This is a genomic window from Enterococcus sp. AMC1252, from assembly GCF_058216515.1.
Genome location: NZ_CM177097.1, coordinates 2,019,085 through 2,045,962 on the forward strand (window position 1 = coordinate 2,019,085; position 26,878 = coordinate 2,045,962).

A 26,878-nucleotide genomic window follows, 5' to 3' on the forward strand; every position below is an offset into this window, starting at 1 on the left:
TTTCATCCTGCTTATTGTAACAAAAAATACTAAAAAAAAGAAGCTAGTTTTCTTCGTCTGCTTCTCTTTTTAATTCTCTTGTCAATTTTCTAAGTGGAATCGCGCTAGAAACATCATTGATCGAATAGGATTCTAGCAAATTAACATTTTTTCGATATTCATTTGCGTCAAAAGAAGAAATTTTTTCAGAAAGTTCATATTCATCGATCATCCTTCGTTCTTGTTGATAACCAATCAAAAGTTCTTTAGCGTAATTAGATTGAGAACGAACAATAAATGAATCAATAAATGTTCCATCTTCCAATCTGTGAGCAAATTGTAAACGACCTTCAATAAAAAATTGAATGATTTCATCATCATAAACACCTTTTAAGTTATCCAAACTTTTCAGAATCACTTCTGTGTTTTGCAAAAAGACTTGACGAACGTTTTCTAATTCTTCTTTTTGAAACTCTCGTCGGTTCTCTTCATCCTTTTTACCAAATAGTATTTTAGGATGCACAAAGAAAGCAATAATTTGGCGCACAAAAAGTAGCCAAAAACCAATGATTGAAAGTAATTGTCTAGCAATAGAACGTTCCATTCTAGAAATCAATCGTTCGTAAAGTCGGTATCCTTCGATGCCAATCTCTTTTTGTCGGAAACTCTCTTCTAAACCATCACGTTCGATTGAAACGATTAGTGCTCTTAATTCTTGTACCTCTTGTCGTTGATCTGAAGGTAATTGTTCCGTGTATAATTCTTTTACGCGATCTTGATAATTTTCAATAACAACATTCATTTCAACATGAGGATCTTCTTGGTTGATTTTTTTAAGTCTTTCGATAACATCTTGAAGCAAGGCAATCCCTTGCATATTGGTACTTTCAACTTCATCAGATTCAGTCAGAAAAGGCAACACAAGGATACCACCAACTAATGTCACCAAGATTACACAGGCTGTAATAAACAACAGCAATGAACGCTCTGGAAAATTTTGGCCATTTAACGTTAAAGGTAAAATAAAAATCGTGGCCAAGCTGACCGTTCCTTTGACCCCACCGAAGGTTAGGATCAACATTTCATTCATTGACTGCCACACATTTTTCAATCCATTCTTCACACTGTAAATCAAGAAAATAGAGAAAAAACGGGCAGTGAAAAGGGTAACACTTAAAATTAAAATAACCACCATCAAGAAACTATTTGAATATGTCTCACTATTCCAAATCGGTGAAAAAACTTGAGATAACTCAATTCCTAAGAAAAGAAAGACTAATGCATTCAACGTAAATGTGATTGTACCCCAAGTACTCTCTGAAACACTTGAAAGCTCAGCTTCGAATAATGAAATCTTTTTAAAACTAGCGGCCTGCATAACACCTGCTACCACTGCAGCAATAATTCCAGAAACATGGAATAGCTCTGCGACCATATAAGCTAAAAATGGCAATAATAACTCTAATAATAAATAACCGGTTACATCTCTAGCTGACGCTTTTTCTAGGATCATTACAACTTGACGTTTGATCATAACTAAAATGGCCCCTACGATTGCTCCCCCAATACTAGACACAATCAATGTAATTCCAGCATCAGCAGCTGAAAAACTTCCTGTCAACAAAGCCGCTAGTGCAAATTGAAAAGCGGTAACGCCAGATGCGTCATTGATCAGGCCCTCACCTTCCAAAATATGCATTGCTTTAGGTGGTATCTGAATTTTTCCAGATAAAGAACCTACAGCAACCGCATCTGTAGGCCCAAGAGCTGCTCCCAAAGCAAAACAAGCTGCGATAGGCAAAGCAGGAATAACCATATGTAAAGCCCAACCCACACTGACAAGCGTAATCAAAACACCTATGAAGGCCAAAAATAAAATCACACTAAAATTTTTCATCGTCGCCGAAATATCATTTCGTTCCCCTTCACGGAACAATAACGGTGCAATGATCATCACTAAAAATATTTCTGGTTCAAATACTATTTCACGACCGATATCCGTCAAACCGATCAATACCCCTACGATTATTTGTACGATTGGCAAAGGAATGATCGGGACGATTCGGTTAAAGACATTTGAAAATGTTATTGCAAAAACAAACACAATAATTAAATAAACAAACTCCATCTCGTATCCCCCTTATTGATTAATGATTGAGTTGTTTCCCTAAATACCGTAACAGTTTTTCTTTCTTACATGTAATTTTTTTCTCAATCAATCCAAGCTCTTTTTCTTTATCACACAGTTCTAATTGTGCACGTCTTGCTTCTAAACGAAGCAACTCAGACTTAATCAATTCTATTTTTTTATAGTTCAAAAAGTTTCTTTTTTTTATATGGCGTTCCCATTCTGCTTTTTTCTCTGGAGGCAGTTCTTTATATTTTTCACGTAATTCAGCAATTCGTTGCTCTATTTCTTTACTCACAACAATACTTCCTTTCAGAATTTCTCTGCACATTATAGCAAACAGTTTAAGAAATACCTACTAAAATTAACTATTCTTTTAATTTTTAATTAAAATGAAGTCTTTGAAACATCCCCTTTAAGAATAAGAGAAAGTAATATGCTATTTTCTCCATGTTTACTGGTCTTCATCCACCAAAATACTGATTTCAGTCTCTTCGTTCAATCGTTCAGACAAAAATGCAAGTAAATCTTCTAATGGAATAGAAAATTTCATCATTGGACCACGTCTGCCATTTTTAAAATAGTTTAAACGGATTTCTTTTTTCTTAAGCAATAACGCCATCTTTTCAACATCCTGATACAGGACACCATTTTTATCAAAAGGTCCTAAAATAAGACGATCATCTGAAAGACCTTTTGTATCTAAAAGAAAACTTAAAACAAGTAAAACTGACAAAAAACCACGAATTCTTTGATCAATCGTTTGTTCAGAAAGTAGAGTAAGCAACAAGATAAGAATACTAAATCCAATCACTAGGATATAAACTATTTTTCTTTTAATGCTTTTTATAAGAACGCTTTTCCTTACTAAACTCAAATAAATATACATGATTATAACAAAAGCTATGAATAGTACTGTAAAAAAATCTATAATCAAAATAAGCTCCTTCTAAAAATGGGATTTTATATTTTCATCAATTCTTACACTAAGCATGAACAGATAAAGCTGAAAAGCTATTAATCCTTTTTATTTAGTTCTGTCAATTGTTGATTGATCTTTTTTATTTTATCTTTACAAGCTAAGATATCACGAATCATCTGATCTCTCTTATCACCAAGTGGTAATCGATTGACTACTTGGTAATACGCAGCGAGTAGTTGAACTTGCTTCATTTTTTCTTTTTGTAATCGCTCTTCAGTTAGACTCATCCACTCGCCCTCCTTTTCTTTAAGTATACCTTACTTTTGAAGGAAAATGACTATTGAATCGTTATTTTTTGTCGATAATCTATTAAAATGGCATGATTTTTTTAATTGTAACATACTATTTCTTTTTAGTTGAACTATACTAATGCAGTTATTACATTAATAATTCGGTATCATAAAGCGTATAGTCACAGCGATAAATAAACAAATATTTCCCGTCTATCAATAAACCAGTACTTTTAGGCACATCGGTTTGATACATTGAAACTTTGTCTCCTGCATAAGTTGCTAATGGTGTACCGTTTTGGCTACGAATCAACACTACTTTTTTCTTTCCAGAAAACGAGTTCTTTAAATCATTGACCATGCTATTAATAAAAGGAACACCACGATCAAATTTTTCCACATCTATAGTTTTAGCGTAATCTTCAAAAACATTATCCAAGCCTGTTTCACTGATGATCATTGACGAACCTACATGATGCATTTCGTGTCTTCCAATGGTGATTTGAATGACATCTCCTTGTTTCTCATTTTCCCCTTCTTGAATGTCAAATGTTTCATCACGTTCAATTTTCACTGATTTACCAACGATATGATCAACAAGTTGACTTTGTTCGTCATAGGTTTGGATCGACATCTCCAACCCTTTAAAGTCTTCTTCAAAGCCTTTAAAAAACATTCTAATATTTTGACAACCACTCAATGCAATCAATATACTGCACAAGAAGAAAACAAGTACTCCGACTTTTTTAAAACTATTTTCTTTCATTTACTTCTCCCCCTTATCATAATCATAGCAAACATTATAATTAAAAGGTATCCATCTAAAGAACGAAAAAATAAGGATGAAATAAAACTCCACTAGCCAGTTTTATTTCATCCTTATTTTCTATAATTCAGTTACTGAGCTGAGATACAAAGCGCAATCGCTTTTTCGCCTAAATGGGTTCCAATAACTGGGTTAAAATGACCAATCTCAATAATTGCACTTGGATATTTTTCTTGAAGCTTTACTTTTTCTTCTTCAGCCACTTCTAAATTATTTGCATGAATCACATATAATTTCACTGGTCGACCGATTTCTTCATCTCGTTTACCAATGATTTGTTCAGCACGAGCAAATGCTTTTTTTGTTGAACGGATCTTTTCAAATAAGACGATTTTTCCATCTTCAAATGTCAAAATAGGTTTGATTTTCAATAAGCCAGCAATTAATGCTGCACCATTTGTTAAACGACCGCCGCGCACCAAGTTATTCAAATCATCAACGATTAAATAAGCATAGGTATTGTCTCTTATGATATCCAATTTTGCGAAGATTGCTTCCAAACTCGCATTTTCTTTTACTAAATCTAATGCTGCTTCTACCATATGCCCCATCGGTACACTTGTGATTTTAGAATCATACGGATAAAGGGTAACTCCATCAATCGAATCAGTTAATGAAAACAATGTATTAACAAATCCTGAAATTCCAGATGATAGATGAATACTGATAATCGTATCATATCCTTTAGAGGCAATTTCTTTGTACAGTTCAATCACTTCACCCAATGCAGGTTGAGAAGTTGTGGGAAACTCTTTACTACTATTCAACAAACTGTAATATTCATCAGCTTCGATATCAATTCCTTCGTTATATATCTTTCCATCCAGAATAACAGGTATGGGAATAACAAATAAATTTGGTGAGTTCTTGATTCGCTCAGGTAAATAAGCTGTACTATCTGTCACAATAGCAATTTTCATTTTGTAACCTCGTTTCACTAATTTTACACGGTACTATAAATATAGCATAAATCAAGTCATAATTAAATAAAATACTTATTGACCAAGAAAATTTTGAACTGCTGTTTTATTTGTATCTAAATCGATTTGAAGGACACTTCCTGCATAGTCCACATCAAGATTGCTCCATGATCCTTCAACAGGAACCGCTAAGCGTTCGATTCCACCGCCGCCTTTTAGCATCAATGATGGTCCATTTTTAAGCATAAAGGTTGTGGGAACATCCGTTGACATATAGCCAACTAAACGACCTAAAGATTCTGGTGTACGAAGTAACGCTAAAGGATTTTTTAATTGTCCCATAACAGCTGTCATTACTTGCTGTTGACGACGAACACGACCGAAATCCCCTTCATCATCTTTTCTAAAACGTGAATATTGTAAGAGTGTATGTCCATCCATCTTTTGAACACCTTTAGCAATATCAACACCGTCTAAGTTCAAGTCTTTTTCAGCATCGATTTTTACACCGCTTGGGAACATTGAATCAATAATTTTTTCAAAGGATTGAAAGTCCACTTTGGCGTAGTATCTACATTGAATATTAAAATTTTCAGCTAGTGTTTGACGGACTAAATCTGCTCCGCCTAAAGCATAGGATGCATTAATTTTATTTTCGTCATAGCCTGGAATATCAACAAATGTATCACGCATAAATGAAATCAATTTAGGTTTTTTAGAAGGTCCATCTAATTGCAAAACCATAATAGTATCTGCTCGTCCTGCATCTTCGCCCCTTGTATCACTACCTAAAATCAAGATATTATTTGCACCATTCGCACTCTTCACACCATTGAAAGTTTCTATTGCCTCTTTAGGCAACGAATTATCATTCTCAGCATAAGATTTTCCTTTGAAAAAGAAGCCTACTGCTAGCACTATCAGTAACACCAGAAATAAAGCGATTCTTTTAGGCCAGCTAAACCGTCTTTTTCTTTTCGGTTTCTTTGGCTTTTTCTCTTTCTTCGTAAAACTTTTCATTTTTTCAGTATTATCTGATTGTTCCAAATTTTGATTTGGTTCATTTAGCGGTTCTTGTTCTTGATTATAGCTATTTTTCGGTTCTTCTGTATGATTTTTTTCTTTTCTCGGATTAAAACCGTTTTTTTCTTCTATTGGTTTTGATTTATCATGTATGTGTTTATAGCGATCTACACGGCTCATCATTTCCACCTCACTTTAATTAACAACAGTTATAAGCATACCTTATTTCACTAAAAATTCCTATTAGATAGCTAAAATTTAACAAAAAATAAAAAGACCTTTTCAGATCTTTATACTCCGTTGATTGGATGAATCGCATAATTTCCAAATATTTTCACCGATCCACCCATCAATCGTATTTCTTCTAAAGCGTTATCTAGCAGCTGTTGCTGTTTTTGCACATTGATATCAATTAAAAAGAAATATTCTCCTAAGGTTGTTTTCAATGGTCGTGACTCAATTTTACTTAAATCGATATCTCTCCAACTGAAAACAGATAATGCTTTGTGTAAAGCTCCTGGTATATTACTTGGCATCGTCAATGCAATGGTTAATTTCTTAGCAGTTGCCTCTATTGGTAAATCAACTTTTTCAGACCCAATCACCCAAAATCTAGTCTGGTTGATTGCTACATCTTGAATATCTTTACCAACAATTTCAAGATCGTATTTCTCAGCAGAAAGTTTTGGCGCAATGGCCGCGATTTTTTGATCTGGATGACTAGAAACAAAATTTGCAGCGTAAGCTGTAGACGGAGTTGCTTCAAGATCAGCTAGCGGAAAATAAGTCCGAATAAATTCTTGTGATTGTGCTAATGCTTGAGGATGGGATAATATTTTAGCTGTTTCATGCCAAGTTTCTATATTCTTTTTTGCCACCATCAATTGTTGATAAATCGGCAAAACGATTTCTGCACCTACTGGAATTGTTGTTTGATGAAAAAGATAATCTACTGTTGTATTGACAGAACCTTCAATCGTATTTTCAATTGGTACAACACCTAAATCGACTTCTCCAAACTCAACTCCTTTTATACAGGCAGGAATTGAATGATAAGAGACTAAATCTTCATCTGGAAAAGCAGTCTTAGTTGCATTATGAGTAAAAGAAGCTTCTGGACCTAAAAATCCGACTTTCATTGGCTCACCTACTTATATATTCTCTAAGATTTCATGTACAATTTCTTCTGGTGTTCGATTATCTGTTGCAATAACTAAGCTAGCACTTTCTTCATAGAATGGAATCCTAGGTTCAAAAACCTGTGTGATTTCTTCTGGAGATTTTGACACAACTAACGGTCTAACAGTTGTATGATCATGTTTCAAGCGCGAGATAAAAACTTCTGGTTTCGTTTGTAAATAAACAACAGGTGCCATTTGTTTTAGAAGTTCTCGATTCTCTGATCTCATAACGATACCTCCACCAGTTGATACGACTTGATTATGATTTAAATATCGCTTTAAGACATTCGTTTCTCTTTCTCTAAAGGCTTCTTCACCATGCAAATCAAAATATTCTTGGATTGTCATCCCAATCTCTTCAACGATTTTATCGTCGAAGTCGATATGTTCCATCCCTGTTTTCTCTGACAGTAGTTTCCCCACTGTCGTTTTACCTGCTCCCATAAAACCAATTAAAATAATCCCCTTCATGTTTTGTTCCTCCGTTTATCGATATAATTTAGTTAAATCATCAAAAAATCTTGGATAAGAAACAGAAATTGCTTCGGCTTTCTCTAATTCCACTGTTCCCTCTTTTACTAAAAGCGCAGCAATTTGCAACATCATACCAATACGGTGATCGCCATAACTTGTAACTTTTGCGCCATGCAGTTTTGTCTTACCATGGATAATCAACCCGTCATCAGTAGGTTCTATATTAGCCCCCATTTTATTTAATTCATTAGCGACTGCATCGATTCGATTGGTTTCTTTAACTTTTAGCTCTTCAGCATCTCGAATGATTGTCGTTCCTTCAGCTTGTGTTGCCAACAGTGCAATGATCGGTAACTCATCAATCAATCTTGGAATGATTTCCCCACTGATTTCGATTCCTTTTAACTCACTTGTTTCAACACTCAACGTTCCAGCCTTATTCACATCACTATTTGTTTCTTCAATTATTAATTTTCCACCCATTTGCTGAATAACATCAAGGATACCTGTACGGGTAGGGTTTAATCCTACATTATTTAATACAATTTGACTATCTGGAATAATCAAACCCGCTGTGAGGAAAAAGGCAGCTGAAGAAATATCTCCTGGCACGATAACATCTTGTCCAACTAATTTTTGTGGTCCTTCAATACGAATTTCCTTTCCTGAAACTGTAATTTCACCACCGAATTGGCGAATCATATCTTCCGTATGATCTCGAGTTTTTTCTTTTTCTACAATGACGGATTGCCCATGTGCTTGTAAAGCAGCAAATAAAATAGCTGATTTGACTTGTGCACTGGCTACAGGCATTTGATAATTGATTGGACTAAGGTTTTCTGTTCCTGTTACAGTTAACGGTGGAAATTCTGTTCCGTCATGTCCTGTACATTTAACCCCCATCTGATTGATCGGCATCATCACTCGATTCATCGGTCGTTTGGCAATTGAATGATCACCAAATAATTCTGTAGTGAACTTCGTACCAGCCAAAATACCCATGATCAAACGAATCGTAGTCCCTGAGTTGCCAACATCAATTGCTTGTGTGGCTTGTTTTAACCCTGAAAAACCTGTGCCATGAACAGTAATTATTTCCCCGTCATCTTCAATCTTAACACCCAAATCTTGAAACGCTTTTAAGGTACTTAAGCAGTCATCGCCACGCAAAAAATTTTTAATCGTTGTTTTTCCTTGCGAGATTGCGCCAAACATAATGCTTCTATGTGAAATTGATTTATCGCTAGGAATATCAATCATTCCGTTTAAGCCTACTTTGTTAGTTACTAAATCCAAAATATCCCTCCTAATTTTAAAAGCAGAACAATCGTTTAAGCTTGTATAAAACGGTTATTGAAACCTGATTTGTCTCATTGTCCTTTTATTTTACTAAAGATAGATTTGTCTAGCTAGAAAATGTATGATACAACCACTTTCTCAATCTCTTATAAAAATCAACATAAGGATCATTTTTCATAACACAAATAACTTGTTTCTTTTTCAATCGTTTGTTTTGCTTTATTCAAGTCTTCTTGCCGCTTAAAACTTAACTGTAAAATACCATAGATATCTTCTCGAGTTTCAAGAATTTTCAAATTTATTAGCGAAAGTTTCGCTCTGCCCAGTAAAGCTGTAATCTCAGCAATCACACCTGGAACATCAGGCACATCCACGAATAAATCATAGAACGCTGGGATCGCGCCTTCCTTGTGTACAGGCATTTGACTTCTAGTTTCTTTTGCTTCATAGAAAAACTGAAAAATAGCTTCTTTATTTTCGGCTCGAATCCAAGATGAAACTTGTTCCATTTCATTTTGCCACGAGCTCATTAACTCTAATAAAGCCTCTTTATTACTCAACAAAATATCAGTCCACATTTGCGGGTCAGAAGAGGCAATTCGCGTAATGTCCCTAAATCCACCAGCAGCTAATTGTTGGGAACGCGGATGTTCTTCATTAAAAGACTTGCTTTGATTCACTAAACCTGCGGCTATAATATGTGGCAAATGACTAAGCATTCCTGTAATTTGGTCATGTTCTTTAGCTGTAAGAACTACAAATTTTGCTCGTGTCTTCTCCAATAGCTCTTTTAGTTCATTGATTTGATTTTGCTTTTCTGTTTCTGAGGAAGTTAGAATGTAATACGCATTCTCAAATAAATTTTCATCAGCCGCAGTTACACCTGACTTATGCGATCCAGCCATTGGATGTCCACCGATAAATGTTTTCAACCCTGCTTTTTTGGCAGCTTCAATAATTTCTAATTTCGTGCTTCCCACATCAGAAATGATCACACTTTGTTTTAATGGCAAAGTTCCCAATAATTTTAATTGGTTCAACATACTTTTAACTGGTGTACATAAAAAAATGATATCTGCTTGTACAGCTGCAGCTTCTAGAGAAGTTCCTTTTCGATCAATGATTTTTCGTTTCAAAGCAAATTCTTCTGAAGTTGCTTCCTTATCCATTCCAATGATTTCTATTGATGGATGCCCTTTTTTGATACATAATGCTAATGAACTGCCAATCAATCCAAGACCGACAATCAAAACCTTTTTATTCACTTCGCTTCACTCTCCATCTTTAATTTCAATTAAAACGTCTGAGTATAGCGACGGTATGACTCAACTTCTGCTTTCATTTGTTCGAAAGCATCACTACCAAATTTTTCTAGCATTGCTTGGGCTACTTCAGTAGCAACTACAGCTTCACAAACGACACTCGCCGCTGGAACTGCTGTACTATCGGATCGCTCTACACTTGCTTTATAAGGTTCTTTAGTGTCAATATTAACACTTTGCAATGGTTTATATAATGTCGGAATAGGTTTCATAACGCCTCTAACAATAATAGGCATACCATTTGTCATCCCACCTTCAAAACCACCTAAATTATTCGATGTCCTTGTGTATCCTGTCTCTTTATTCCAAACAATTTCATCCATGACTTGGCTACCTGGCTTAAAGCCCATTTCAAAACCAATCCCAAATTCAACACCTTTAAATGCATTGATACTCGTCACAGCTTGAGCAATTTTTGCATCCAATTTACGGTCCCATTGGACATAACTGCCTAAACCGATCGGAACTCCTCCAACAACGACTTCTACAACGCCGCCAATCGTATCGCCATTTTTCTTTGTCTTATCAATTAAATCCCGAATTTCTTGTTCAACAGATGGATCCAATACTCGAACGTCTGAATTTTCTGAGCGTTCTTGAATTTCCTTAACTGTTAAGTTTCCAGGGATTTCTGCTTTGATTCCACCTAGAATTGCAACATGACCGGCTACTTCTATCTCCAATTCCTTCAATAATTTTTTAGCAACGGCTCCGATTGCAACACGCATCGTTGTTTCGCGTGCTGAAGACCTTTCTAGGACATTTCTGAGATCATCATGCTGATACTTGATCCCTCCGACAAGATCTGCGTGTCCTGGACGTGGTTTATTTACTCGACGAATCTTTTTTTCTTTCTCAGAAACTTCTTCTATCGACATAACCGATGTCCAGTTTTTCCAGTCTTTGTTTTCAACGACAAGTGTCACTGGAGAACCTAATGTTTTCCCATGACGAATACCTGAAGTAATTCGTACTTGATCTTTTTCAATCAACATTCTGCCACCACGACCATATCCACCTTGTCTTCTAGCTAACTCTAGATTGATATCCTCTGGTGATAGTGGCATCCCTGCCGGTAAGCCTTCAATGATGGCTGTTAACTCTGGTCCATGTGATTCTCCTGCAGTAATAAAACGCATATGATTTCCTCCTAGTCTAAATAACTCTTCATTTCTTCAATTGGAATCCGAACGATTTTGGCTTTACCGATCGATTCTAATAATATAATATTGATTTTCCCGCCTCGTGTTTTTTTGTCATGAGTTAATGCAGTGTATAATTGTTCTCTATCCCATTTGGCTGACGTAGTCGGTAAATTGAATTTTTGGATCATTTTATTTAATCGTTCAGTCGTACCAGTCGGTGTCAAATTTTTACTTTCAGCAACTCTTGTGATTTGGCTCATCCCGATTGCTACACCTTCACCATGAGTTAATTTGCCATAACCAGCAGTATTTTCTAGAGCATGACCGATCGTATGACCGAAGTTTAAAAGTAAACGAACCCCATTATCTAATTCATCTTCTTCAACAACTTGTTTTTTGATTTTACAGCAAGCTGAAATAACATCTGTTGCATGTACTATTAAATCGTGTTCGTCTACTAGTACATCCAGCTGGTTCCATAAATCTTTATCAGCAATTGCTGCTGATTTGATGATTTCAGCAATTCCTTCTCGAATTCTTCTAACTTCCAACGTACTTAACGTATCTGGATCGATCAAAACACCATCTGGCTGAGCAAATGTGCCTACTAAATTTTTAGCTTTTGTTGTATTGACTGCTGTTTTCCCGCCAATACTACTATCTACTTGAGCTAATAATGTCGTTGGAACTTGTAAAAAATGAAGACCACGCATATATGTCGAGGCCACAAAACCTGCTAAGTCACCAACAACGCCTCCACCTAAAGCGATGATCCCATCGCTTCTAGTCAATCCTTCATCTGCTAAAAAATCATAAATATCAGCAGCCACAGACAAGCTTTTACTTTGCTCTCCTGCTTTGATTACAAAAGTAGAAGGCTCAAATCCTGCTGCTTTCAAACTTTTATAAACTTGCTCACCATACAAAGGATGGACATTCGTATCGGTTATGATCACAACTTTTTGTGGCAGCCATAGTTCTTTTGTCCAGGAACCGATGTCTTTTAACAAGCCTTTTTCAATTGTTAAATCATACGAATGATTGGGTAAACTTACCGTGAGTTTCACTTACTTCAACTCCTTTTTTTAAATGAGAAAATAATGACCTTCAGTTGTTTCTTATTTAGTTAATTATTCTAAATCGTTGATTTCTTTCATTGCTTTTTCAATGATGTGCACTTCTTTCATCATGCGCATGTATGTTTTTTCGTTTAATGATTGTGGTCCGTCCGACCAAGCATTGATGGGATCTGGATGAATCTCAACGATCAATCCATCTGCACCAGCCGCTACCCCAGCACGTGCCATTGAAGGAACTAAATCCCAAATTCCTACACCATGACTAGGATCAACAATGATTGGAAAGTGACTTAATTTTTTGATAAGTGGAACAGCACTTAAATCAAGTGTATTACGAGTTGCTGTTTCGTATGTGCGGATACCGCGTTCAATGAAAATGACATTAAAATTCCCTTGAGCAGCGATGTATTCCGCTGCATTTAGCCACTCATCAATTGTACCAGAAATACCACGTTTTAAACCAATTGGTTTACCTGTTTTTCCAACTGCTTGTAATAATTTAAAGTTTTGCATATTTCGAGCACCGATTTGCAAAATATCGCTGTATTCAGCAATCATATCAATATGGGCTTCATCCATAACTTCTGTAATAACTTTCATGTCAAATTCATCGGCTGCTTGGCGAATATATTTAAGCCCTTCCTCTTCCAAACCTTGGAAAGCGTATGGAGATGTTCTTGGTTTAAATGCACCGCCTCGTAAAATTGTTGCGCCTCCCGCTTTAGCGATTCTCGCACATTCACGGATTTGATCCAAGCTTTCGATTGAGCATGGTCCTGCCATCATTGTCATACTTCCATCGCCTATTTTAACACCATCAACATCAACAATTGTATTTTCTGGATGGAATTCCCGACTTGTTAGTTTGTATGTTAAAGATATTCTAACCGCATTTTCAACACCATCGTAACTATTGAATGCTACATCTTGCATTTTTCTTGTGTCACCAACTAAACCAATGATTGTTTGCTCTTTTCCTTCACTTAAATGAACTTCTAGTCCTTCTTTTTTTACTCGCTCGATCACCGATTTGATTTGTGCTTTTGTTGCTTCTGATTTCATAATTACGATCATGTTTACTCTCTCCTTCAATCAATTCTAAATTAGTTATTTTCAATAATTGGTTTTACGATGTCTATTGGCATCTCTTGTCCTGTCCATTTTTCAAATGCTGCTGCACCTTGATAAAGCAGCATGCCTAAACCATTATTTGTCTTAGCTCCACGTAAACGAGCCTGTTTAAGAAATTCTGTTTCTCTAGGTGTATATATAACATCACAAACAGCTAAATCTGGATGAATTATAGAGAAATCTTGAATCGGTGTTTGGTTTTCTAATGGTTTCATTCCAACGCCCGTTGCGTTTAATAATAGTGCACTTTCAGCCACATCTTTAGCTAAACTGAGTTCATCAGATAAATCATTTAACGTAATACCACAGCCTGTATTTTCTGAAATATAAGCCAATTTCTCTTTGATTTTATCGTAAAAATCATCTTTTCGATTATAAACAACAATTTCTTTTACACCATCTAAAGCAGCTTGAACAATGATTGCTGTAGCGGCACCACCTGCGCCAATAATCGTCATTTTTTTACCGATGATAGTAACATCAATATCTTGTAAACTTCGCATAAACCCGGTGCCATCAGTATTATGTCCCATCAACTTACCATGATCATTTGTAATAGTATTCACTGCACCTATTAAGCGAGCGGCTTCACTTAGTTCATCCATAAAATCAACTGCCAAGATTTTATTTGGCATTGATAAGTTTGCCCCAATCATGTCTAAATTTTTGATTGATTCAATTGCTTGTTCTAATCCTTGTGTACCCACTTCAAAAGCAAGATATACCGCGTCAATCCCTAAAGCTTGAAAAGCAGTGTTATGGATCATTGGTGAAACACTATGACGAATCGGTGTAGCAAAAAGTGCTGCTAGTCTTGTGTGTCCTGTAATCTTATTTTCCATCTTATTTCCTCCTCAAAAGTAGTTTTTCTCAAACAAAAAAGGTATTCACGTAAATTTTCAGAAAAATCTACAGTGAACACCTCACAAAAAATAGGTAATATAAAAGCCACTATAGATTTTCTCATCTACGCGGCTGAAAGTCATCTCAAAATCCCCTAGCCATCATAGATACAAACTTGCTAGTCTGCATCCATAATGTTTATGAATACAAACTCATCTAAAATAGCTAAAGTAATAATTATTCAGTTGTAATTGGTTATGCTTCATGGTTTTCATATGAATCACTCCGTAACTGATTTATTTAAGAATTGTTATCAGTATATACCTAGGTAAACCCAGTGTCAACCTATTTTGTTTTATGCTCGTTGAAATTTCACGTTTTTTTTGATGGAACCCTTTTGTTAGCCAGGTTTATCGTAATTTATTTTTTTACTTTTATTTTCTTTTATAAAATGTTTCATTGCTAAAACCGGATGATAAAGTAACATCCTTGGTCCAGAATACCTCATCACTTTTTTCATTTGTTCTTTGTAATCAGGTCGATAGCAATGTCTAGGGCATTGCTTACAAGTTGGCTTTTCTTCTCCAAAACGACAAACGTCCAATCGAAGTTGTGAATAAGACTGCAACATTTGTTTATCGATCTTAGTTGCTCTGTGTTTTTTATAATAGATATCGATCATTGCACTGATGGTTCGTTTTTCTTCTTGTATTTGTGGTCCGTTATTCTTTTTCACCATGTTCATCTCTCACTATTCAGTCATTGATTTTCAATATGATTTTCCCTTTATTTTTATTACTTCTCATATACTGATGTGCTACTTCTACTTCTTCTAACGAAAAGATTGTATCGACAACTGGTTTTAGGTTCCCATTTTCAAAAAGTAATTTTGTTTTATCTGAAAACTCTTTGGTCAATTTTGCTTTATAGGTATCACTTCTGGGTGTTAGCAAGGTTCCTTTGATGGTTGTCCTTTTTTCTAATAACTCCATTAAATTCAGTTCATTTACAATCGTACCGCCCAAAATACCGATAAGAATCAACCGACCATCGTAAGCTATGCTAGCAAGATTTTTTTTCCAGTAAGATGCACCAATAAAATCTAAAATAACATCGATCCCTTGTCCTTGAGTTTCTTGGTAAACTTTTTCACTAAAATCTTCGTTGTGATAATTAATCAGAACATCTGCTCCTAATGATCGACATAGTTCAAGTTTATCAGATGTTCCTGCTGTGACAAATACTTTAGCGGAGGTCAATTGTTTCGCTAACTGAATTGCAGCACTTCCCACACCACTGGCACCCGCATGGATTAAGACTGATTCGCTAGAACCTAGCTCACCAAGCCAAAATAAGGTTTGATAGGCCGTTAGAAATACCTCCGGAATTGCCGCCCCTTCCTCAAATGTTAATTGATTGGATAAAAGCATTGCATTACCGACATTCATCACAGCGTACTCCGCATATCCGCCACCGTTTACAAGCCCCATTACGCGACTTCCGCAAGGAAATGCATCTGACTCACTTTGTATAACTGTTCCTGAAACTTCAACGCCTAGGATCGGATTCCCTTTCGGCAATATCCCTGTGTCTATTGCCACTAAATCAGTGCGGTTGACTGCAGCAGCTTCAACTTTGATTAACAACTGATTGGCCATTTTTTCTGGTAACATGGCTGCTTTATTCAGCACTATATTTTTTTTACTTTCCTTATATAATAATTCAATTGCTTTCATTCTACACCTCGCAATTTTAACGAAAAGACCGTAGAATCTTTAAAAAGAAATCTACGGTCTCAACAGTCATTTATTAAAGTTCTTCACCATACACATCATCAACCGTTTGAGATGGGTCAATTACAATATATAAGCTTTTTGTTTTTTCGCTGACTTTAGTAGATTGATACACATTGTCTAAACCTTCGTCAGTTTTATCTTTGTATGGGAAGTAAACTAAATCTGGAGTACCAGTTTTGTACAAAATTTCCATACGTTCAATATCTTCATATTTCAAGGCGCGAGCAAACATACCTAACTCTAATCCACCAAGGTTGATATCGTGCGTTTGAACATGATCGCCTTCTTGGAAAATTTCGATTTTGAAGCCTTCACATGGGTGAATTTCCATAAATTCACTTCCGTGGATACGGCCAAAGCTAGTTGTGATTTGTTTGATCCATAAATCTCCGATAAAACGGCGACCGATCGTCCATGTTTCGCCATTTCTAAAATAAAACTTTAATCCAGTCATTTCTCTACTCATAATTTACGTCCCCTTATCTAAAATAATTTCTACAAAGTTAAGTTTAGCATAACTTTGTAACTAGGTCACCCCATTCGCATCATTACTTAGGAAGTGACAATTTATCCAAAAAAACATCTGTTAAGATAACAGCTCGTTGATGGATTCCAGTTGCTACTAGTTGTTCATCATCAAAAACGTCAAAAGAAAAATTTATCTTTGATTTTTCTTGAGAATCAACTTTTACTTTGACAATAATCTCAGCTCCGACTTTAGAAGGTCGTAAGTGTTTCGCGTTGATCACTGTACCAACACTTGTTTCCTCAGGTGCTAATTCTTTATGCAAATATTCTTTGCTTGTATTTTCAACCATTGCTAACAACGCCGGTGTCGCCAAAACGTCTAAATCACCTGACCCAATTTCTTTTGCAGTCTGCTTAGGACCAACAACAAACCTTTTAGAAAACTCTTCCATACTTATCACTCCTTATCCATCTTATCCTTCGCAAATGCCAGTAGCGTTTCCTTGTTATTCACTATTTGACCTTTTACAACAGCTGTTTCAATTGCTTCGATTGTCTCACCTAGCCATTTTCCAGGTTTTTTATCGAAATAATCTAGCAAATCATTCCCAGTAATCGCAAGTTGCTTTCTATCATGAATCGGCAAATATAAATAACGGTCTTTCACTTCTTCAAGTTTACTATTTCGACCATAATAAAACAATAGCTTTTCTACAGATAAGGCTGCATCCAACCCCAGATTAAATAAATCCATAACATTCCAGTCTTCTGAAAGCCTTCTATTTAGCCCGTAAATCAGCTCTTGTACCTCATGAATCATTTGATTGGACTGTTTCCACAATTTCAAAAAACTGCGAATTTCACTCTCTTTTAGCTCCATTGTATGAAACAACAATGTCCATGCTTGATTTTCAGCTTCGATTTGTTTATTAGGAAGATCAGCGAAATTAAATAGTGCTTCTCCATATTTTTTTAATCCTGGACAATATTGATAACATTCCGTTTCAATAAACGGTATTAAAGCATTTTTTCTATTTTTACCTAATAATAGTTTGATAAACTCTACAGCAATTCTCTCTACAGAAATCTTCTCTAAAAGTGGATGGAATTCTTCAATAGCCGCTAATGTATGTGATTCAATCGTAAAATCTAATTGACTGGCAAAGCGAAGCCCTCTCATCATCCGTAAAGCATCCTCGTGAAATCGTTCTTTAGGATTCCCGACAGCACGAATGATTCGTTGTTTTAAATCATTCATCCCATCAAATAAATCAATAATCGTACCTTCGACATCCATTGCTAATGCATTGATCGTAAAATCTCGGCGTTTTAAATCTTCTTTTAAAGAACGAACAAAAGTCACACTGTCCGGTCGTCTAAAGTCTTGATAGGCTGATTCTGTTCTAAAAGTAGTGATTTCATATTGCTCATCACCTATTAAAACAAGTACTGTTCCATGTTCGATTCCGACATCGACTGTTCTTGGAAAAATTTGTTTGATTTCTTCTGGATATGCGCTTGTAGCTATATCAACATCATGAATCTCTTTATTCAATAATGCATCACGAACGCTACCACCAACAAAATAAGCTTCATATCCATGAGCTTGAATCTCTTTCAGCACACCTGCTGCTCGTGTAAATTCATCTGGTATTATGTCTAATTTCATAGTAGATTTTCCAATCCATAGACTAATGTATCTAAATGGACAACTTTTTCACAGCCTAAAGCAACTCCTGTCATAAACGAGCTACGATCATAAGAATCATGCCTAATCGTCAACCCTTCACCTACGCCGCCAAATTGTACTTGTTGATGCGCAATCATCCCAGGTAAGCGAACACTATGGATTTTCATTCCTTCAAAATCAGCTCCACGCGCGCCGTCGATCAGTTCTTTTTCTTCTGGATGTCCTTGATTTTTTTTTAGGCGGACTTCACTCATCATTTCAGCAGTCTTGAGTGCTGTCCCACTAGGTGCATCTAATTTATTATCATGGTGAAGCTCGATAATTTCAACATCTGGAAAATATTCAGCAGCTTTTTGTGCAAATTGCATCATTAAAACAGCTCCAACTGCAAAATTTGGTGCAATCAAGCCACCGACTTTCAATGATTGTGAACGCTCAGTCAGTCCAGCCAACTGTTCTTCTGTTAACCCAGTTGTACCAACAACTGGCGAAATTTTGTGCTCAATGGCAAAATGAGTATTTTCATAAGCGACTTTAGGAATCGTAAAATCGATCCAAACATCTGGTTGAACAGAAAGAACGTCTTCTTTTGTTCTGAAAATGGGTACATCAATCGCTGGATATTCAGCTAGTTCTTTAAGATTTTTCTTTTCTTCAAATGGATCTAGTACACCCACCAATTCAAACCCTTCATGGTTTAAAACCATCTTGGTTGCAGTTGCCCCCATTTTTCCTTTAAATCCTGCGACTACAATTTTAATCATTTGTTTGCCCGTCCTTTCGTTCAAAACGATATTTATCCCGCTGATTGAATTTTTCCATGTTTTTTTGAAATGCTTCTGTTAAATCTATATCTAATGAATTAGCCATGATCATCGTCACAAACAAAACATCTCCAAGCTCTTCAGAAACGGTTTTTGGTTTCTCATCTATTTTCTTAGGTTTTTCGCCATAGTAATGATTGATTTCTCGCGCTAATTCCCCTACTTCTTCCGTTAAACGTGCCATTTGGCTTAATGGAGAAAAATAACCCGTTTTAAATTGTTGGATATACGTATCCACCTCTTCTTGCATAGAATGCAAAGATTGATTTTCGTCTTTCATTTTTACCCCAACCTTTCTACTACACATCTTATCAAAAAGTGCGCAATCTGAAAAGGTTCTACTTGTTGTTTTATAATGAGAATGATAAAGTGAGTACTGGATAAGGGTTCTTTGGTACAAAGACAGACACCTTTGGCCAATACGTTTTAGGAGTGAACACTATGATTGAAGAAAAAAAGTTTTATGTTAAAGACATCTTGTTGATTTTAGCAGGAACCTGTCTTTATGCATTTGGGTTAGTAACATTCAATATTGCAAATGATTTAGCTGAAGGTGGAGTGACTGGGATAACATTGATTTTACGTGCACTTTTTTATATTGATCCCGCTTATTCAACTTTGATTATCAATATTCCGCTAATTTTGATTGGTGGGAAAATTTTAGGGAAGCATTCATTTTATTATACAATTTTAGGAACCGTCTCTTTATCAGTCTTTTTATGGTTATGGCAACGATTTCCGATAGAAGTTAATTTAGACCATGATTTGCTGATTGCTTCATTATTGGCTGGGCTTGCAGCTGGAATTGGCAGTGGTTTAGTTTATCGCGTAGGTGGAACAACTGGTGGAACCGACGTGGTTGCACGGATTTTAGAAAAAAATTATGGTGTCAGCATGGGACGTTCATTACTGATTTTTGATATTTTAGTATTGATTCTGTCTTTGAGCTATATCGATGTCAAACGAATGATGTATACCTTGATTGTTTCTTTTGTTTTCAGTAAGGTCGTTGATTCTGTCTTGGATGGTGCTTATGCAGCTAAAGGGATTTTAGTGATTTCAGATCATTCTGAAGATATTGGAGAAGTGATTATGACCTTACTAGAACGCGGTGTGACTTATTTAGATGGTCAAGGTGGTTATTCTCAAGTTGATAAAAAAGTGCTCTATGTCGTTGTTAGTCCAAGTGAAATCATGGAAATCAAACGCATTGTTCATGAGCTGGATACAAAAGCTTTCATCTCTGTCATCAACGTCCATGAAGCAATTGGAGAAGGATTCACCTATGCAAGGCCTACAAAAATGCTATTTAAAAGAAAAAAACAACTTAATTAAAATCAGTAAAAAGGGAAAGAAGATGGGAATTATCCCAATCCTCTTTCCCTTTTTACTTGTTCAAATGATTCAATTCATTCGTCAATTCTAAAAATGCTTCATAATTGTTATCTTCCAAAGCTAAATCGATTTGATTATACAACAAATTCACCTTTGCCTGTTTCTCTTCTTGAGCAAAAAAATCATTGATACTTTCGATGACTTCTTCACTTATCTGTTCATTCCATCGGGCATAAGGATTGTCTTCTAGAATTGATAAATATTGACTATTTTGCCAAGAACCGTCAAAAACGCATTCAACATAAAGAGCTTCTTTCCAATTCATCCGAATTTCATGAAAAATCTGATCTGTATCCGTAAATTCTTTCCCAGATAAAAATAAACGAATCGGTTCGTCTTCCATCTCTCTTGATGTCACTTTTATTCCACGAACTGCTTTGTCTGCTTGTTCAATAAAGTGGACATTATTCAAAATAGCTTCATGATTGATTAAATAATTTAAAATCCACAAAACCTCTCTTTGGCTAAACGAAATATTATTAACTAACCAGATTAAAAAGTCCTTTTTATCTGCGACATTGACAAACATCTTATCACCTATCTTTCTTCAATATCTTCTAACAATGATTCTGCCTCATTATCACCTGGCTCATGCTGAAGATAGTGTTGTAATAATTCCTTAGCTTTATCTAATTGCCCTTCTTCACGAAGGAATACCGCATACTCTTTTAAAAATTCTGGTTCATGAGAAAGTTCTTGGTACGCTTGTTCATAATGTACTTTTGCTAAATCAAACTCTTCCAACTCATTATAAGCATGCGCTAAATTCCATTCACCATAGGGATGACCTTGTTCTTCCATTTGCTGTACAACTTCAATTACTTCGTCGAAGCGATTTTCATTCAAATACAAATTACTTAGTGTGAGTCTTGTTTCATCTGTTTTTTCACCAAGTTCCAAAGCTTGTAATAGCAGTGACTCAGCTTTTTCTATGTCATGCAATCGGTAAGCATTTTCAGATGCTAACTGGTATAAATCTACTTGAAAAGGATTCTCTTTAATCCCTTCAGTTAAGACAATTTGTGCTTCTTCTAATTGTTCTTCTTCTTGTAGTGCTTCACCTAAAGAGAGATACAACGATTGATAGTGTGGATTCAATGCTCTTAATTGCTGTAACAATGCAATTGCTTTTTGGTTTTCATGTAGTTGTAGATAAGTGAAAGCTAATTGGAATAAACGATCATCTGTCTGCCCTTCTTCTAATGCTTTTTCTAAAAAAGGGATCGCTTCTTCAAAATCGCCTGACATGCTACGACTGCTTCCTAGCCGTTCATTGATAGAAACACTTGAGATTTCTGTCACGTTAGCCTCAAGCAACTCTTCATAGGCCGCTGATGCCTCTTGGAGCTGTCCATTAGAGAAATACAATTCACCTAAAGCAAATAATATCAATGGTTCATCTGGCATTAATCGCTGTGCTTCTTTTAATTTCGCTTCACTGACTTCTGGTATACCGATCACTTGATATAAGTCTGCTGTTACAAGTAAACTTTGAACATAACTATCACTATCTTTCCCCACTTTTTCTAAATAGACAAAAGCATCATCAATCAAGTTGTTTTCAATTGCAATCTCTGCTAATGGAATATTCAAACCATCTGCTTCAGGAAAAATAGATAATAGATGCTCAAAAACTAATTTGGCCTCTTCTAAAAATCCTAGTGATAATAATTCTTCCCCTAAATCAGCAAGTGTATCGTCGTCATCTTTTCTAATGGCTTCAGCCAGCATCAATTGTGCTTGCGCCAACTCTTCTTCATGTAATGCTTGTAGCATTTTTTCGCTATATGTTTTCATATTTTATCCTCTAATTTCTTTTAAAATAATTTTATATTGTTCTACTGTTGCTAACAGATCCTCAGTCTTTGGTTGTTGGACAGAATCAATCACACCTACTTCTTTCAATATCATAACTGCCTCACCACGATCCACACACTTTAAAATGCCTTCCACGTAATCACTGACTAATATTTGCTCAGGAAAATCAACGGGAAAGCCTAAACGGATCAACCAAATGATAAAGTTTTTATAATGAAACGAAAATCCATTGACCTCTTGTGCCCATAGAAGCTGTAATAAACAGCCTAAAAACCGCTTCATATGACCAGATAACAAATGTCCATTTGGTGTTTCTAAAAATCCTTGTTCAAATAGTTGACCAAATCGATCAATTGCTTGCCCGTTCGTTTCATAATAGCTTATCATTTCATCTAGCATCCCATTAAAGGACTGTTGGTTCAATCGAGCTGCATCACTATAATTTTTAAAAAGCATTCGTAAAAAGTCGTGACTGCAAACCAAGCCACAGCGGATGAAGACAAGAAAATCAACTAATTTCCCATCACCACTATCTGTTGTTAAAGTCCGATCATAAAGTATCTTGTCCGCTAATACGCGACTCTGCAAAACAGGATGATTCTTCAATTCGATTTGAGCCTCACCAATCAGACTTTTGCTTAATGACTGAATTGACAACGGTAAGAGCCAACAAGTAGAATTCAACACAGATGTTTCCTGTAAAAAGCTCGTTAATTGAACAACACCTTCATTTCCAACACCTAGAAAGAGAAATTCTTGCTGTTGATCAAAATCCGCTAAAAACCCTAACAATCCTTCCATCTCATTCATATTGTTACAATGAGCATCATTCTTACAAATATACCAATCTAATTCCAGTTTGTCATCAAAAAGCTGAATCAATTTCTCCGAAAATAAATCGTAATACCGCTGATTCGTAATCAAAAAAAGATGTTTCGACTCAAATGAAACTGATTTAATCTGCGCAGCAAACGTTTCACCATAGATAATGGTCGTTTGTAACTGATTTTTCGTATAAACTATTTTCATCGATAACACCCCTCTTCTCCATTTTACCATTAGTTGTATTAAAACAGAAAGAGGGATGATTTTTATTTTTAAAAAGCAATCAACTGCCATCAAAGACATATGTTCTTTTAATTTTCTTAAAGAACAGACATTATTGATTCACTATTTTAGTATATAAATTCTAATTTGCATACATAAAAAAACTTATTTATTGTTTATACTTAACTTGTTTCAGAAAATGACTAACTTCTAATGAAAAATAGCGCAGTTCTTTAAAAGTTCGTATGTTTTCAGAAACGGAGTGATTCAGTCTGATTTGAATAATTAGCACTTTGCATTGTTCATAGTTAAACGAAACTTTTTTTAGACATAGCTAATTATTCGTTATCCGTTAAGCCAATCTTCCTAGATTGGCTTTTTTATTTAACTACTTTAAAATAAAAAAACTCTATGTATTGTAGTGATCCTATAGATTTCCGCCTAAACTTCACTTAAAAAAAGGAGATAGCTGTTAAGCTTTCTCCTTTTTGCACTGTAATTTATAAATCAAAGTCTATATCTCTATAATCAATACATGGGATTTCTTTCATTTGTATACCCATTGTGTATGCTATAGTAAATTTCATTGAAACTGCTGAATAGTTAGTGATAGTTATAATTTCGTCTGCTTTTACTGAGACATTCGACGCTGCAGAATATTTATATTCTTCAACTGAATTACTATTAAATATTAACTCATCTGCTTTTTTATAATGTTCTACACCAAAATAGTCATTGTTTGGATTCTCCGCTTTGATCTTGAATAAAAATTTCGATGCAAATTTCTCTTTATTCGTAGTCGTAAAATAAATGCGTTTGGAATCGCTACTCGATAAAGTGAACGTCTGTTTAACAACAGTTGCTTTTGTCGTCACTCCAACAACTGGATTAATCGTTTCCTGTGCCAATGCTGTAACAGGTGATAAACCACTGCCAAGCAAACCCAAAGCTACCAAACATCCAGCTACTAATAATTTCTTTTTCATACTATTTAATTCTCCCTTCACTTTAACACTATCATACCATAAAGATAATAATTTGCAACTTTTAAAAAGAAAAAATACATTAAATTGTATATATTATAATTAAAATGGAAAAAGTGGCCAGAATCTTTTTTTCTGCTGTTACGGATACTTCTTACTAGTCCAGTAATTGCCAATAGTTTTAATTCTAGCAACAATAGCATGTTCAAAAAGTATTAATCTTTGAGCAGTACGATAATTGGTAAGTCTATCGAATTAAACATCACTAAATCGAACAAAAAAACTATAATAAAGTAAACAAGATTATTTCTACCATAACAAATGAAATCATTCCCCGTATACATATTTACGATAATAAAAAAAGAAAGAACCCTTGAATAATCAAGGGTTCTAAGAACTGTCTTATTTAACAGCATCTTTCAACGCTTTACCTGGTTTGAACGCAGGTACTTTACTTGCAGCGATTTGAATTTCTTTACCAGTTTGTGGGTTACGTCCTTTACGAGCTGCACGTTCGCGAACTTCGAAGTTACCAAAACCGATTAATTGAACTTTTTCACCTTTAGCAAGAGATTCTTGGATTGTTGAAAATACAGCATCCACTGCTGCAGTTGCGTCTTTTTTAGTTAAACCAGTTGAAGATGCAACGTTTTCGATTAATTCTGCTTTATTTGCCATGGATTATTTCACCTCCTCCACAAGGGATAGGATATCTAAAAGATATCTAATTTACGTTTATTTTTGAGTGGTCCAAAAATGACGTACAAATATTGAATTGGATCAATATTCTGTTATCACGATATCATAGGAAGCTTGTAATAGCAAGGTTTTTGATGCGTTTTAACCAGTTTTTTCTAAAACTATCATTTTTTTTTATAACTCAATGAATTTATTTGTACATTTGAAAAAAGTATGGTAAAATGCTCTACTTCCGTCTTCTTGGTATGATTTTGATTGGTGTCCCTTCAAAAGTGAAAGCTTTACGGATCTGATTTTCTAAGAATCGTGCATAAGAAAAGTGCATTAATTCTTCTTCATTCACAAAAATAACAAAAGTCGGCGGCTTGATTGCCACTTGTGTTCCATAAAAGACTTTCAAACGCTTGCCTTTATCTGTTGGAGTTGGATTAATCGCGATGGCATCCATCACTACATCATTCAACAAAGCAGATGGAATACGTAAATTTTGATTCATGCTGACAAGTTCGATCAATTCTGGTAGTTTATTTAAGCGTTGCTTCGTTAATGCTGAAACAAAGATGATCGGTGCATAGTCAAGATATCGAAACTCTTCGCGAATTTCTTCTTCAAAATCACGCATCGTATTTGTTTCTTTCTCAACGGTATCCCACTTATTGACAACGATGATGATACCACGGCCAGCTTCATGAGCATAACCAGCTACTTTCTTATCTTGCTCTCGAATCCCTTCTTCTGCATTCAAGACCATTAAAACAATATCAGAGCGTTCAATTGCACGCATAGCACGCATCACACTGTATTTTTCTGTTGATTCGTACACTTTACCTCGTTTGCGCATACCAGCTGTGTCAATCATTAAGAACTTTTGCCCATCTTCTGATTCAAAATGCGTATCGATTGCATCCCGAGTCGTTCCTTCAATTTCTGAAACGATCACACGCTCTTCACCTAAAATAGCATTGATCAAAGATGATTTACCCACGTTTGGACGCCCAATCAAACTAAATTTGATTGTGTCTTCATCTTCCTCTTCGATTTCAGTTGAAAAATGTTTAACAGCTTCATCCAAAACATCCCCGATACCTAAACCGTGACTTCCAGAAATAGGAAATGGATCGCCTAATCCTAAAGAATAAAATTCGTAGATATCATTTCTCATTTCAGGGTTATCAACTTTATTGACAGCTAAAATCACTGGTTTGTTGCTGCGATACAAAATTCTGGCTACTAATTCATCAGCGTCTGTAACCCCTTCTCTGCCGCTTGCGACAAAAATAATCACATCTGCTTCTTCAATGGCAATTTCTGCTTGGTGCTTGATTTGATCCATAAACGGTTCGTCACTTAGATCGATACCACCTGTATCAATAATACTGAACTCGCGTCCCAACCACTCTCCTGTGGCGTAAATACGGTCTCTTGTTACACCTGGTGTGTCTTCTACGATAGAGATTCTCTCACCAGCTATACGGTTAAAAATTGTCGATTTCCCTACGTTAGGACGACCGACAATTGCAATTGTTGGATTTGCCATTCAAATTACCTCCTTGACAAGTTTTCAATCCTTACTAGTTTACCTAAAGCTTGTCTAAG

At 35.5% G+C, this 26,878-nt stretch carries 29 protein-coding genes; 1 reads left to right on the forward strand and 28 read right to left on the reverse strand.

The window, feature by feature from the left end; all coding sequences use genetic code 11:
- Positions 1-43 precede the first annotated feature (43 nt).
- From AC4BB5_RS09470 to AC4BB5_RS09575, 22 genes are all read right to left on the reverse strand, one after another.
- Positions 44-2,107 carry a cation:proton antiporter gene (locus AC4BB5_RS09470; protein WP_490455912.1) on the reverse strand — a complete coding sequence of 688 codons (2,064 nt, stop codon included), beginning with the start codon at positions 2,105-2,107 and terminating at the stop codon, positions 44-46.
- Positions 2,108-2,126: 19 nt separating this feature from the next.
- The gene (locus AC4BB5_RS09475; protein ID WP_010761392.1) at positions 2,127-2,405 is read right to left on the reverse strand and encodes a hypothetical protein; all 279 of its coding nucleotides are present in this window, start codon (positions 2,403-2,405) and stop codon (positions 2,127-2,129) included.
- Positions 2,406-2,561: 156 nt separating this feature from the next.
- Positions 2,562-2,921 carry a hypothetical protein gene (locus AC4BB5_RS09480; RefSeq protein ID WP_490455913.1) on the reverse strand — a complete coding sequence of 120 codons (360 nt, stop codon included), beginning with the start codon at positions 2,919-2,921 and terminating at the stop codon, positions 2,562-2,564.
- A gap of 203 nt (positions 2,922-3,124) precedes the next feature.
- A complete protein-coding gene (locus AC4BB5_RS09485) occupies positions 3,125-3,316 on the reverse strand; it encodes a hypothetical protein (RefSeq protein WP_490455914.1) in 192 nt (63 codons plus the stop codon).
- 151 nt (positions 3,317-3,467) lie between these two features.
- Complete coding sequence (locus tag AC4BB5_RS09490) at positions 3,468-4,085, reverse strand: DUF5052 family protein (protein ID WP_490455915.1); 618 nt, start codon at positions 4,083-4,085, stop codon at positions 3,468-3,470.
- A 131-nt stretch (positions 4,086-4,216) separates the two neighbouring features.
- The gene (locus tag AC4BB5_RS09495) at positions 4,217-5,065 is read right to left on the reverse strand and encodes a DegV family protein (protein WP_490455916.1); all 849 of its coding nucleotides are present in this window, start codon (positions 5,063-5,065) and stop codon (positions 4,217-4,219) included.
- Positions 5,066-5,140: 75 nt separating this feature from the next.
- Positions 5,141-6,268 carry an LCP family protein gene (locus AC4BB5_RS09500; RefSeq protein ID WP_490459053.1) on the reverse strand — a complete coding sequence of 376 codons (1,128 nt, stop codon included), beginning with the start codon at positions 6,266-6,268 and terminating at the stop codon, positions 5,141-5,143.
- 110 nt (positions 6,269-6,378) lie between these two features.
- Positions 6,379-7,227, reverse strand: coding sequence for a prephenate dehydratase (gene pheA / locus AC4BB5_RS09505; protein ID WP_490455917.1), 849 nt, complete (start codon positions 7,225-7,227; stop codon positions 6,379-6,381).
- 12 nt (positions 7,228-7,239) lie between these two features.
- Positions 7,240-7,740 (reverse strand): shikimate kinase, encoded by a 501-nt coding sequence (locus AC4BB5_RS09510; RefSeq protein WP_490455918.1) that lies wholly within the window; start codon positions 7,738-7,740, stop codon positions 7,240-7,242.
- A 15-nt stretch (positions 7,741-7,755) separates the two neighbouring features.
- Positions 7,756-9,039 carry a 3-phosphoshikimate 1-carboxyvinyltransferase gene (aroA, locus tag AC4BB5_RS09515; protein ID WP_490455919.1) on the reverse strand — a complete coding sequence of 428 codons (1,284 nt, stop codon included), beginning with the start codon at positions 9,037-9,039 and terminating at the stop codon, positions 7,756-7,758.
- Between the two features lie 170 nt (positions 9,040-9,209).
- Positions 9,210-10,307, reverse strand: a complete 1,098-nt coding sequence (locus AC4BB5_RS09520; RefSeq protein WP_490455920.1) for a prephenate dehydrogenase — start codon at positions 10,305-10,307, stop codon at positions 9,210-9,212.
- A gap of 29 nt (positions 10,308-10,336) precedes the next feature.
- Positions 10,337-11,503 (reverse strand): chorismate synthase, encoded by a 1,167-nt coding sequence (gene aroC, locus AC4BB5_RS09525; protein ID WP_490455921.1) that lies wholly within the window; start codon positions 11,501-11,503, stop codon positions 10,337-10,339.
- Between the two features lie 11 nt (positions 11,504-11,514).
- Positions 11,515-12,576 (reverse strand): 3-dehydroquinate synthase, encoded by a 1,062-nt coding sequence (gene aroB, locus AC4BB5_RS09530; protein ID WP_490455922.1) that lies wholly within the window; start codon positions 12,574-12,576, stop codon positions 11,515-11,517.
- A 63-nt stretch (positions 12,577-12,639) separates the two neighbouring features.
- Complete coding sequence (aroF, locus tag AC4BB5_RS09535) at positions 12,640-13,662, reverse strand: 3-deoxy-7-phosphoheptulonate synthase (RefSeq protein ID WP_490455923.1); 1,023 nt, start codon at positions 13,660-13,662, stop codon at positions 12,640-12,642.
- Between the two features lie 29 nt (positions 13,663-13,691).
- A complete protein-coding gene (gene aroE, locus AC4BB5_RS09540; RefSeq protein ID WP_490455924.1) occupies positions 13,692-14,561 on the reverse strand; it encodes a shikimate dehydrogenase in 870 nt (289 codons plus the stop codon).
- A gap of 401 nt (positions 14,562-14,962) precedes the next feature.
- Positions 14,963-15,301, reverse strand: a complete 339-nt coding sequence (locus AC4BB5_RS09545) for a nitrous oxide-stimulated promoter family protein (RefSeq protein WP_490455925.1) — start codon at positions 15,299-15,301, stop codon at positions 14,963-14,965.
- 16 nt (positions 15,302-15,317) lie between these two features.
- Entirely contained in the window at positions 15,318-16,298 is a 981-nt protein-coding gene (locus AC4BB5_RS09550) for an NAD(P)H-quinone oxidoreductase (RefSeq protein ID WP_490455926.1), read from the reverse strand.
- Positions 16,299-16,371: 73 nt separating this feature from the next.
- A complete protein-coding gene (locus tag AC4BB5_RS09555) occupies positions 16,372-16,824 on the reverse strand; it encodes a hypothetical protein (RefSeq protein WP_490455927.1) in 453 nt (150 codons plus the stop codon).
- 82 nt (positions 16,825-16,906) lie between these two features.
- Positions 16,907-17,278, reverse strand: coding sequence for a thioesterase family protein (locus AC4BB5_RS09560; protein ID WP_490455928.1), 372 nt, complete (start codon positions 17,276-17,278; stop codon positions 16,907-16,909).
- Positions 17,279-17,283: 5 nt separating this feature from the next.
- Positions 17,284-18,495 carry a CCA tRNA nucleotidyltransferase gene (locus tag AC4BB5_RS09565; protein ID WP_490455929.1) on the reverse strand — a complete coding sequence of 404 codons (1,212 nt, stop codon included), beginning with the start codon at positions 18,493-18,495 and terminating at the stop codon, positions 17,284-17,286.
- On the reverse strand, positions 18,492-19,280 hold the full coding sequence (dapB, locus tag AC4BB5_RS09570; RefSeq protein ID WP_490455930.1) for a 4-hydroxy-tetrahydrodipicolinate reductase: 789 nt from the start codon (positions 19,278-19,280) through the stop codon (positions 18,492-18,494). Before dapB ends, AC4BB5_RS09565 begins: the two co-directional genes overlap by 4 nt.
- A complete protein-coding gene (locus tag AC4BB5_RS09575; RefSeq protein WP_490455931.1) occupies positions 19,273-19,620 on the reverse strand; it encodes a nucleotide pyrophosphohydrolase in 348 nt (115 codons plus the stop codon). The genes dapB and AC4BB5_RS09575 overlap by 8 nt, the downstream gene beginning before the upstream one ends.
- A gap of 161 nt (positions 19,621-19,781) precedes the next feature.
- Between AC4BB5_RS09575 and AC4BB5_RS09580 the strand changes: the two genes are divergently transcribed.
- Positions 19,782-20,675, forward strand: coding sequence for a YitT family protein (locus AC4BB5_RS09580; protein ID WP_490455932.1), 894 nt, complete (start codon positions 19,782-19,784; stop codon positions 20,673-20,675).
- 52 nt (positions 20,676-20,727) lie between these two features.
- On the opposite strand, the gene AC4BB5_RS09585 is transcribed toward AC4BB5_RS09580, so the two are convergent.
- From AC4BB5_RS09585 to der, 6 genes are all read right to left on the reverse strand, one after another.
- A complete protein-coding gene (locus AC4BB5_RS09585; protein WP_490455933.1) occupies positions 20,728-21,264 on the reverse strand; it encodes a ReoY family proteolytic degradation factor in 537 nt (178 codons plus the stop codon).
- Positions 21,265-21,272: 8 nt separating this feature from the next.
- Complete coding sequence (locus tag AC4BB5_RS09590) at positions 21,273-22,532, reverse strand: tetratricopeptide repeat protein (protein ID WP_490455934.1); 1,260 nt, start codon at positions 22,530-22,532, stop codon at positions 21,273-21,275.
- Positions 22,533-22,535: 3 nt separating this feature from the next.
- The gene (locus AC4BB5_RS09595; protein WP_490455935.1) at positions 22,536-23,582 is read right to left on the reverse strand and encodes a hypothetical protein; all 1,047 of its coding nucleotides are present in this window, start codon (positions 23,580-23,582) and stop codon (positions 22,536-22,538) included.
- A gap of 518 nt (positions 23,583-24,100) precedes the next feature.
- Positions 24,101-24,586 carry a hypothetical protein gene (locus tag AC4BB5_RS09600; protein ID WP_490455936.1) on the reverse strand — a complete coding sequence of 162 codons (486 nt, stop codon included), beginning with the start codon at positions 24,584-24,586 and terminating at the stop codon, positions 24,101-24,103.
- A gap of 399 nt (positions 24,587-24,985) precedes the next feature.
- Positions 24,986-25,261 (reverse strand): HU family DNA-binding protein, encoded by a 276-nt coding sequence (locus tag AC4BB5_RS09605; protein WP_010761417.1) that lies wholly within the window; start codon positions 25,259-25,261, stop codon positions 24,986-24,988.
- 247 nt (positions 25,262-25,508) lie between these two features.
- Positions 25,509-26,819: a ribosome biogenesis GTPase Der gene (der, locus tag AC4BB5_RS09610; RefSeq protein WP_490455937.1), complete on the reverse strand. Its 1,311-nt coding sequence runs from the start codon at positions 26,817-26,819 to the stop codon at positions 25,509-25,511.
- Positions 26,820-26,878: the final 59 nt, after the last annotated feature.

Coding starts and splice junctions, on each gene's coding strand:
- AC4BB5_RS09470 (WP_490455912.1), bottom strand. CDS start 2,107: ATGGAGTTTGTTTATTTAATTATTGTGTTTGTTTTTGCAATAACATTT.
- AC4BB5_RS09485 (WP_490455914.1), bottom strand. CDS start 3,316: ATGAGTCTAACTGAAGAGCGATTACAAAAAGAAAAAATGAAGCAAGTT.
- AC4BB5_RS09490 (WP_490455915.1), bottom strand. CDS start 4,085: ATGAAAGAAAATAGTTTTAAAAAAGTCGGAGTACTTGTTTTCTTCTTG.
- AC4BB5_RS09495 (WP_490455916.1), bottom strand. CDS start 5,065: ATGAAAATTGCTATTGTGACAGATAGTACAGCTTATTTACCTGAGCGA.
- AC4BB5_RS09500 (WP_490459053.1), bottom strand. CDS start 6,268: ATGAGCCGTGTAGATCGCTATAAACACATACATGATAAATCAAAACCA.
- pheA (WP_490455917.1), bottom strand. CDS start 7,227: ATGAAAGTCGGATTTTTAGGTCCAGAAGCTTCTTTTACTCATAATGCA.
- AC4BB5_RS09510 (WP_490455918.1), bottom strand. CDS start 7,740: ATGAAGGGGATTATTTTAATTGGTTTTATGGGAGCAGGTAAAACGACA.
- aroC (WP_490455921.1), bottom strand. CDS start 11,503: ATGCGTTTTATTACTGCAGGAGAATCACATGGACCAGAGTTAACAGCC.
- aroF (WP_490455923.1), bottom strand. CDS start 13,662: ATGATCGTAATTATGAAATCAGAAGCAACAAAAGCACAAATCAAATCG.
- aroE (WP_490455924.1), bottom strand. CDS start 14,561: ATGGAAAATAAGATTACAGGACACACAAGACTAGCAGCACTTTTTGCT.
- AC4BB5_RS09545 (WP_490455925.1), bottom strand. CDS start 15,301: ATGGTGAAAAAGAATAACGGACCACAAATACAAGAAGAAAAACGAACC.
- AC4BB5_RS09550 (WP_490455926.1), bottom strand. CDS start 16,298: ATGAAAGCAATTGAATTATTATATAAGGAAAGTAAAAAAAATATAGTG.
- AC4BB5_RS09555 (WP_490455927.1), bottom strand. CDS start 16,824: ATGAGTAGAGAAATGACTGGATTAAAGTTTTATTTTAGAAATGGCGAA.
- AC4BB5_RS09560 (WP_490455928.1), bottom strand. CDS start 17,278: ATGGAAGAGTTTTCTAAAAGGTTTGTTGTTGGTCCTAAGCAGACTGCA.
- AC4BB5_RS09565 (WP_490455929.1), bottom strand. CDS start 18,495: ATGAAATTAGACATAATACCAGATGAATTTACACGAGCAGCAGGTGTG.
- dapB (WP_490455930.1), bottom strand. CDS start 19,280: ATGATTAAAATTGTAGTCGCAGGATTTAAAGGAAAAATGGGGGCAACT.
- AC4BB5_RS09575 (WP_490455931.1), bottom strand. CDS start 19,620: ATGAAAGACGAAAATCAATCTTTGCATTCTATGCAAGAAGAGGTGGAT.
- AC4BB5_RS09580 (WP_490455932.1), top strand. CDS start 19,782: ATGATTGAAGAAAAAAAGTTTTATGTTAAAGACATCTTGTTGATTTTA.
- AC4BB5_RS09585 (WP_490455933.1), bottom strand. CDS start 21,264: ATGTTTGTCAATGTCGCAGATAAAAAGGACTTTTTAATCTGGTTAGTT.
- AC4BB5_RS09590 (WP_490455934.1), bottom strand. CDS start 22,532: ATGAAAACATATAGCGAAAAAATGCTACAAGCATTACATGAAGAAGAG.
- AC4BB5_RS09595 (WP_490455935.1), bottom strand. CDS start 23,582: ATGAAAATAGTTTATACGAAAAATCAGTTACAAACGACCATTATCTAT.
- AC4BB5_RS09600 (WP_490455936.1), bottom strand. CDS start 24,586: ATGAAAAAGAAATTATTAGTAGCTGGATGTTTGGTAGCTTTGGGTTTG.
- AC4BB5_RS09605 (WP_010761417.1), bottom strand. CDS start 25,261: ATGGCAAATAAAGCAGAATTAATCGAAAACGTTGCATCTTCAACTGGT.
- der (WP_490455937.1), bottom strand. CDS start 26,819: ATGGCAAATCCAACAATTGCAATTGTCGGTCGTCCTAACGTAGGGAAA.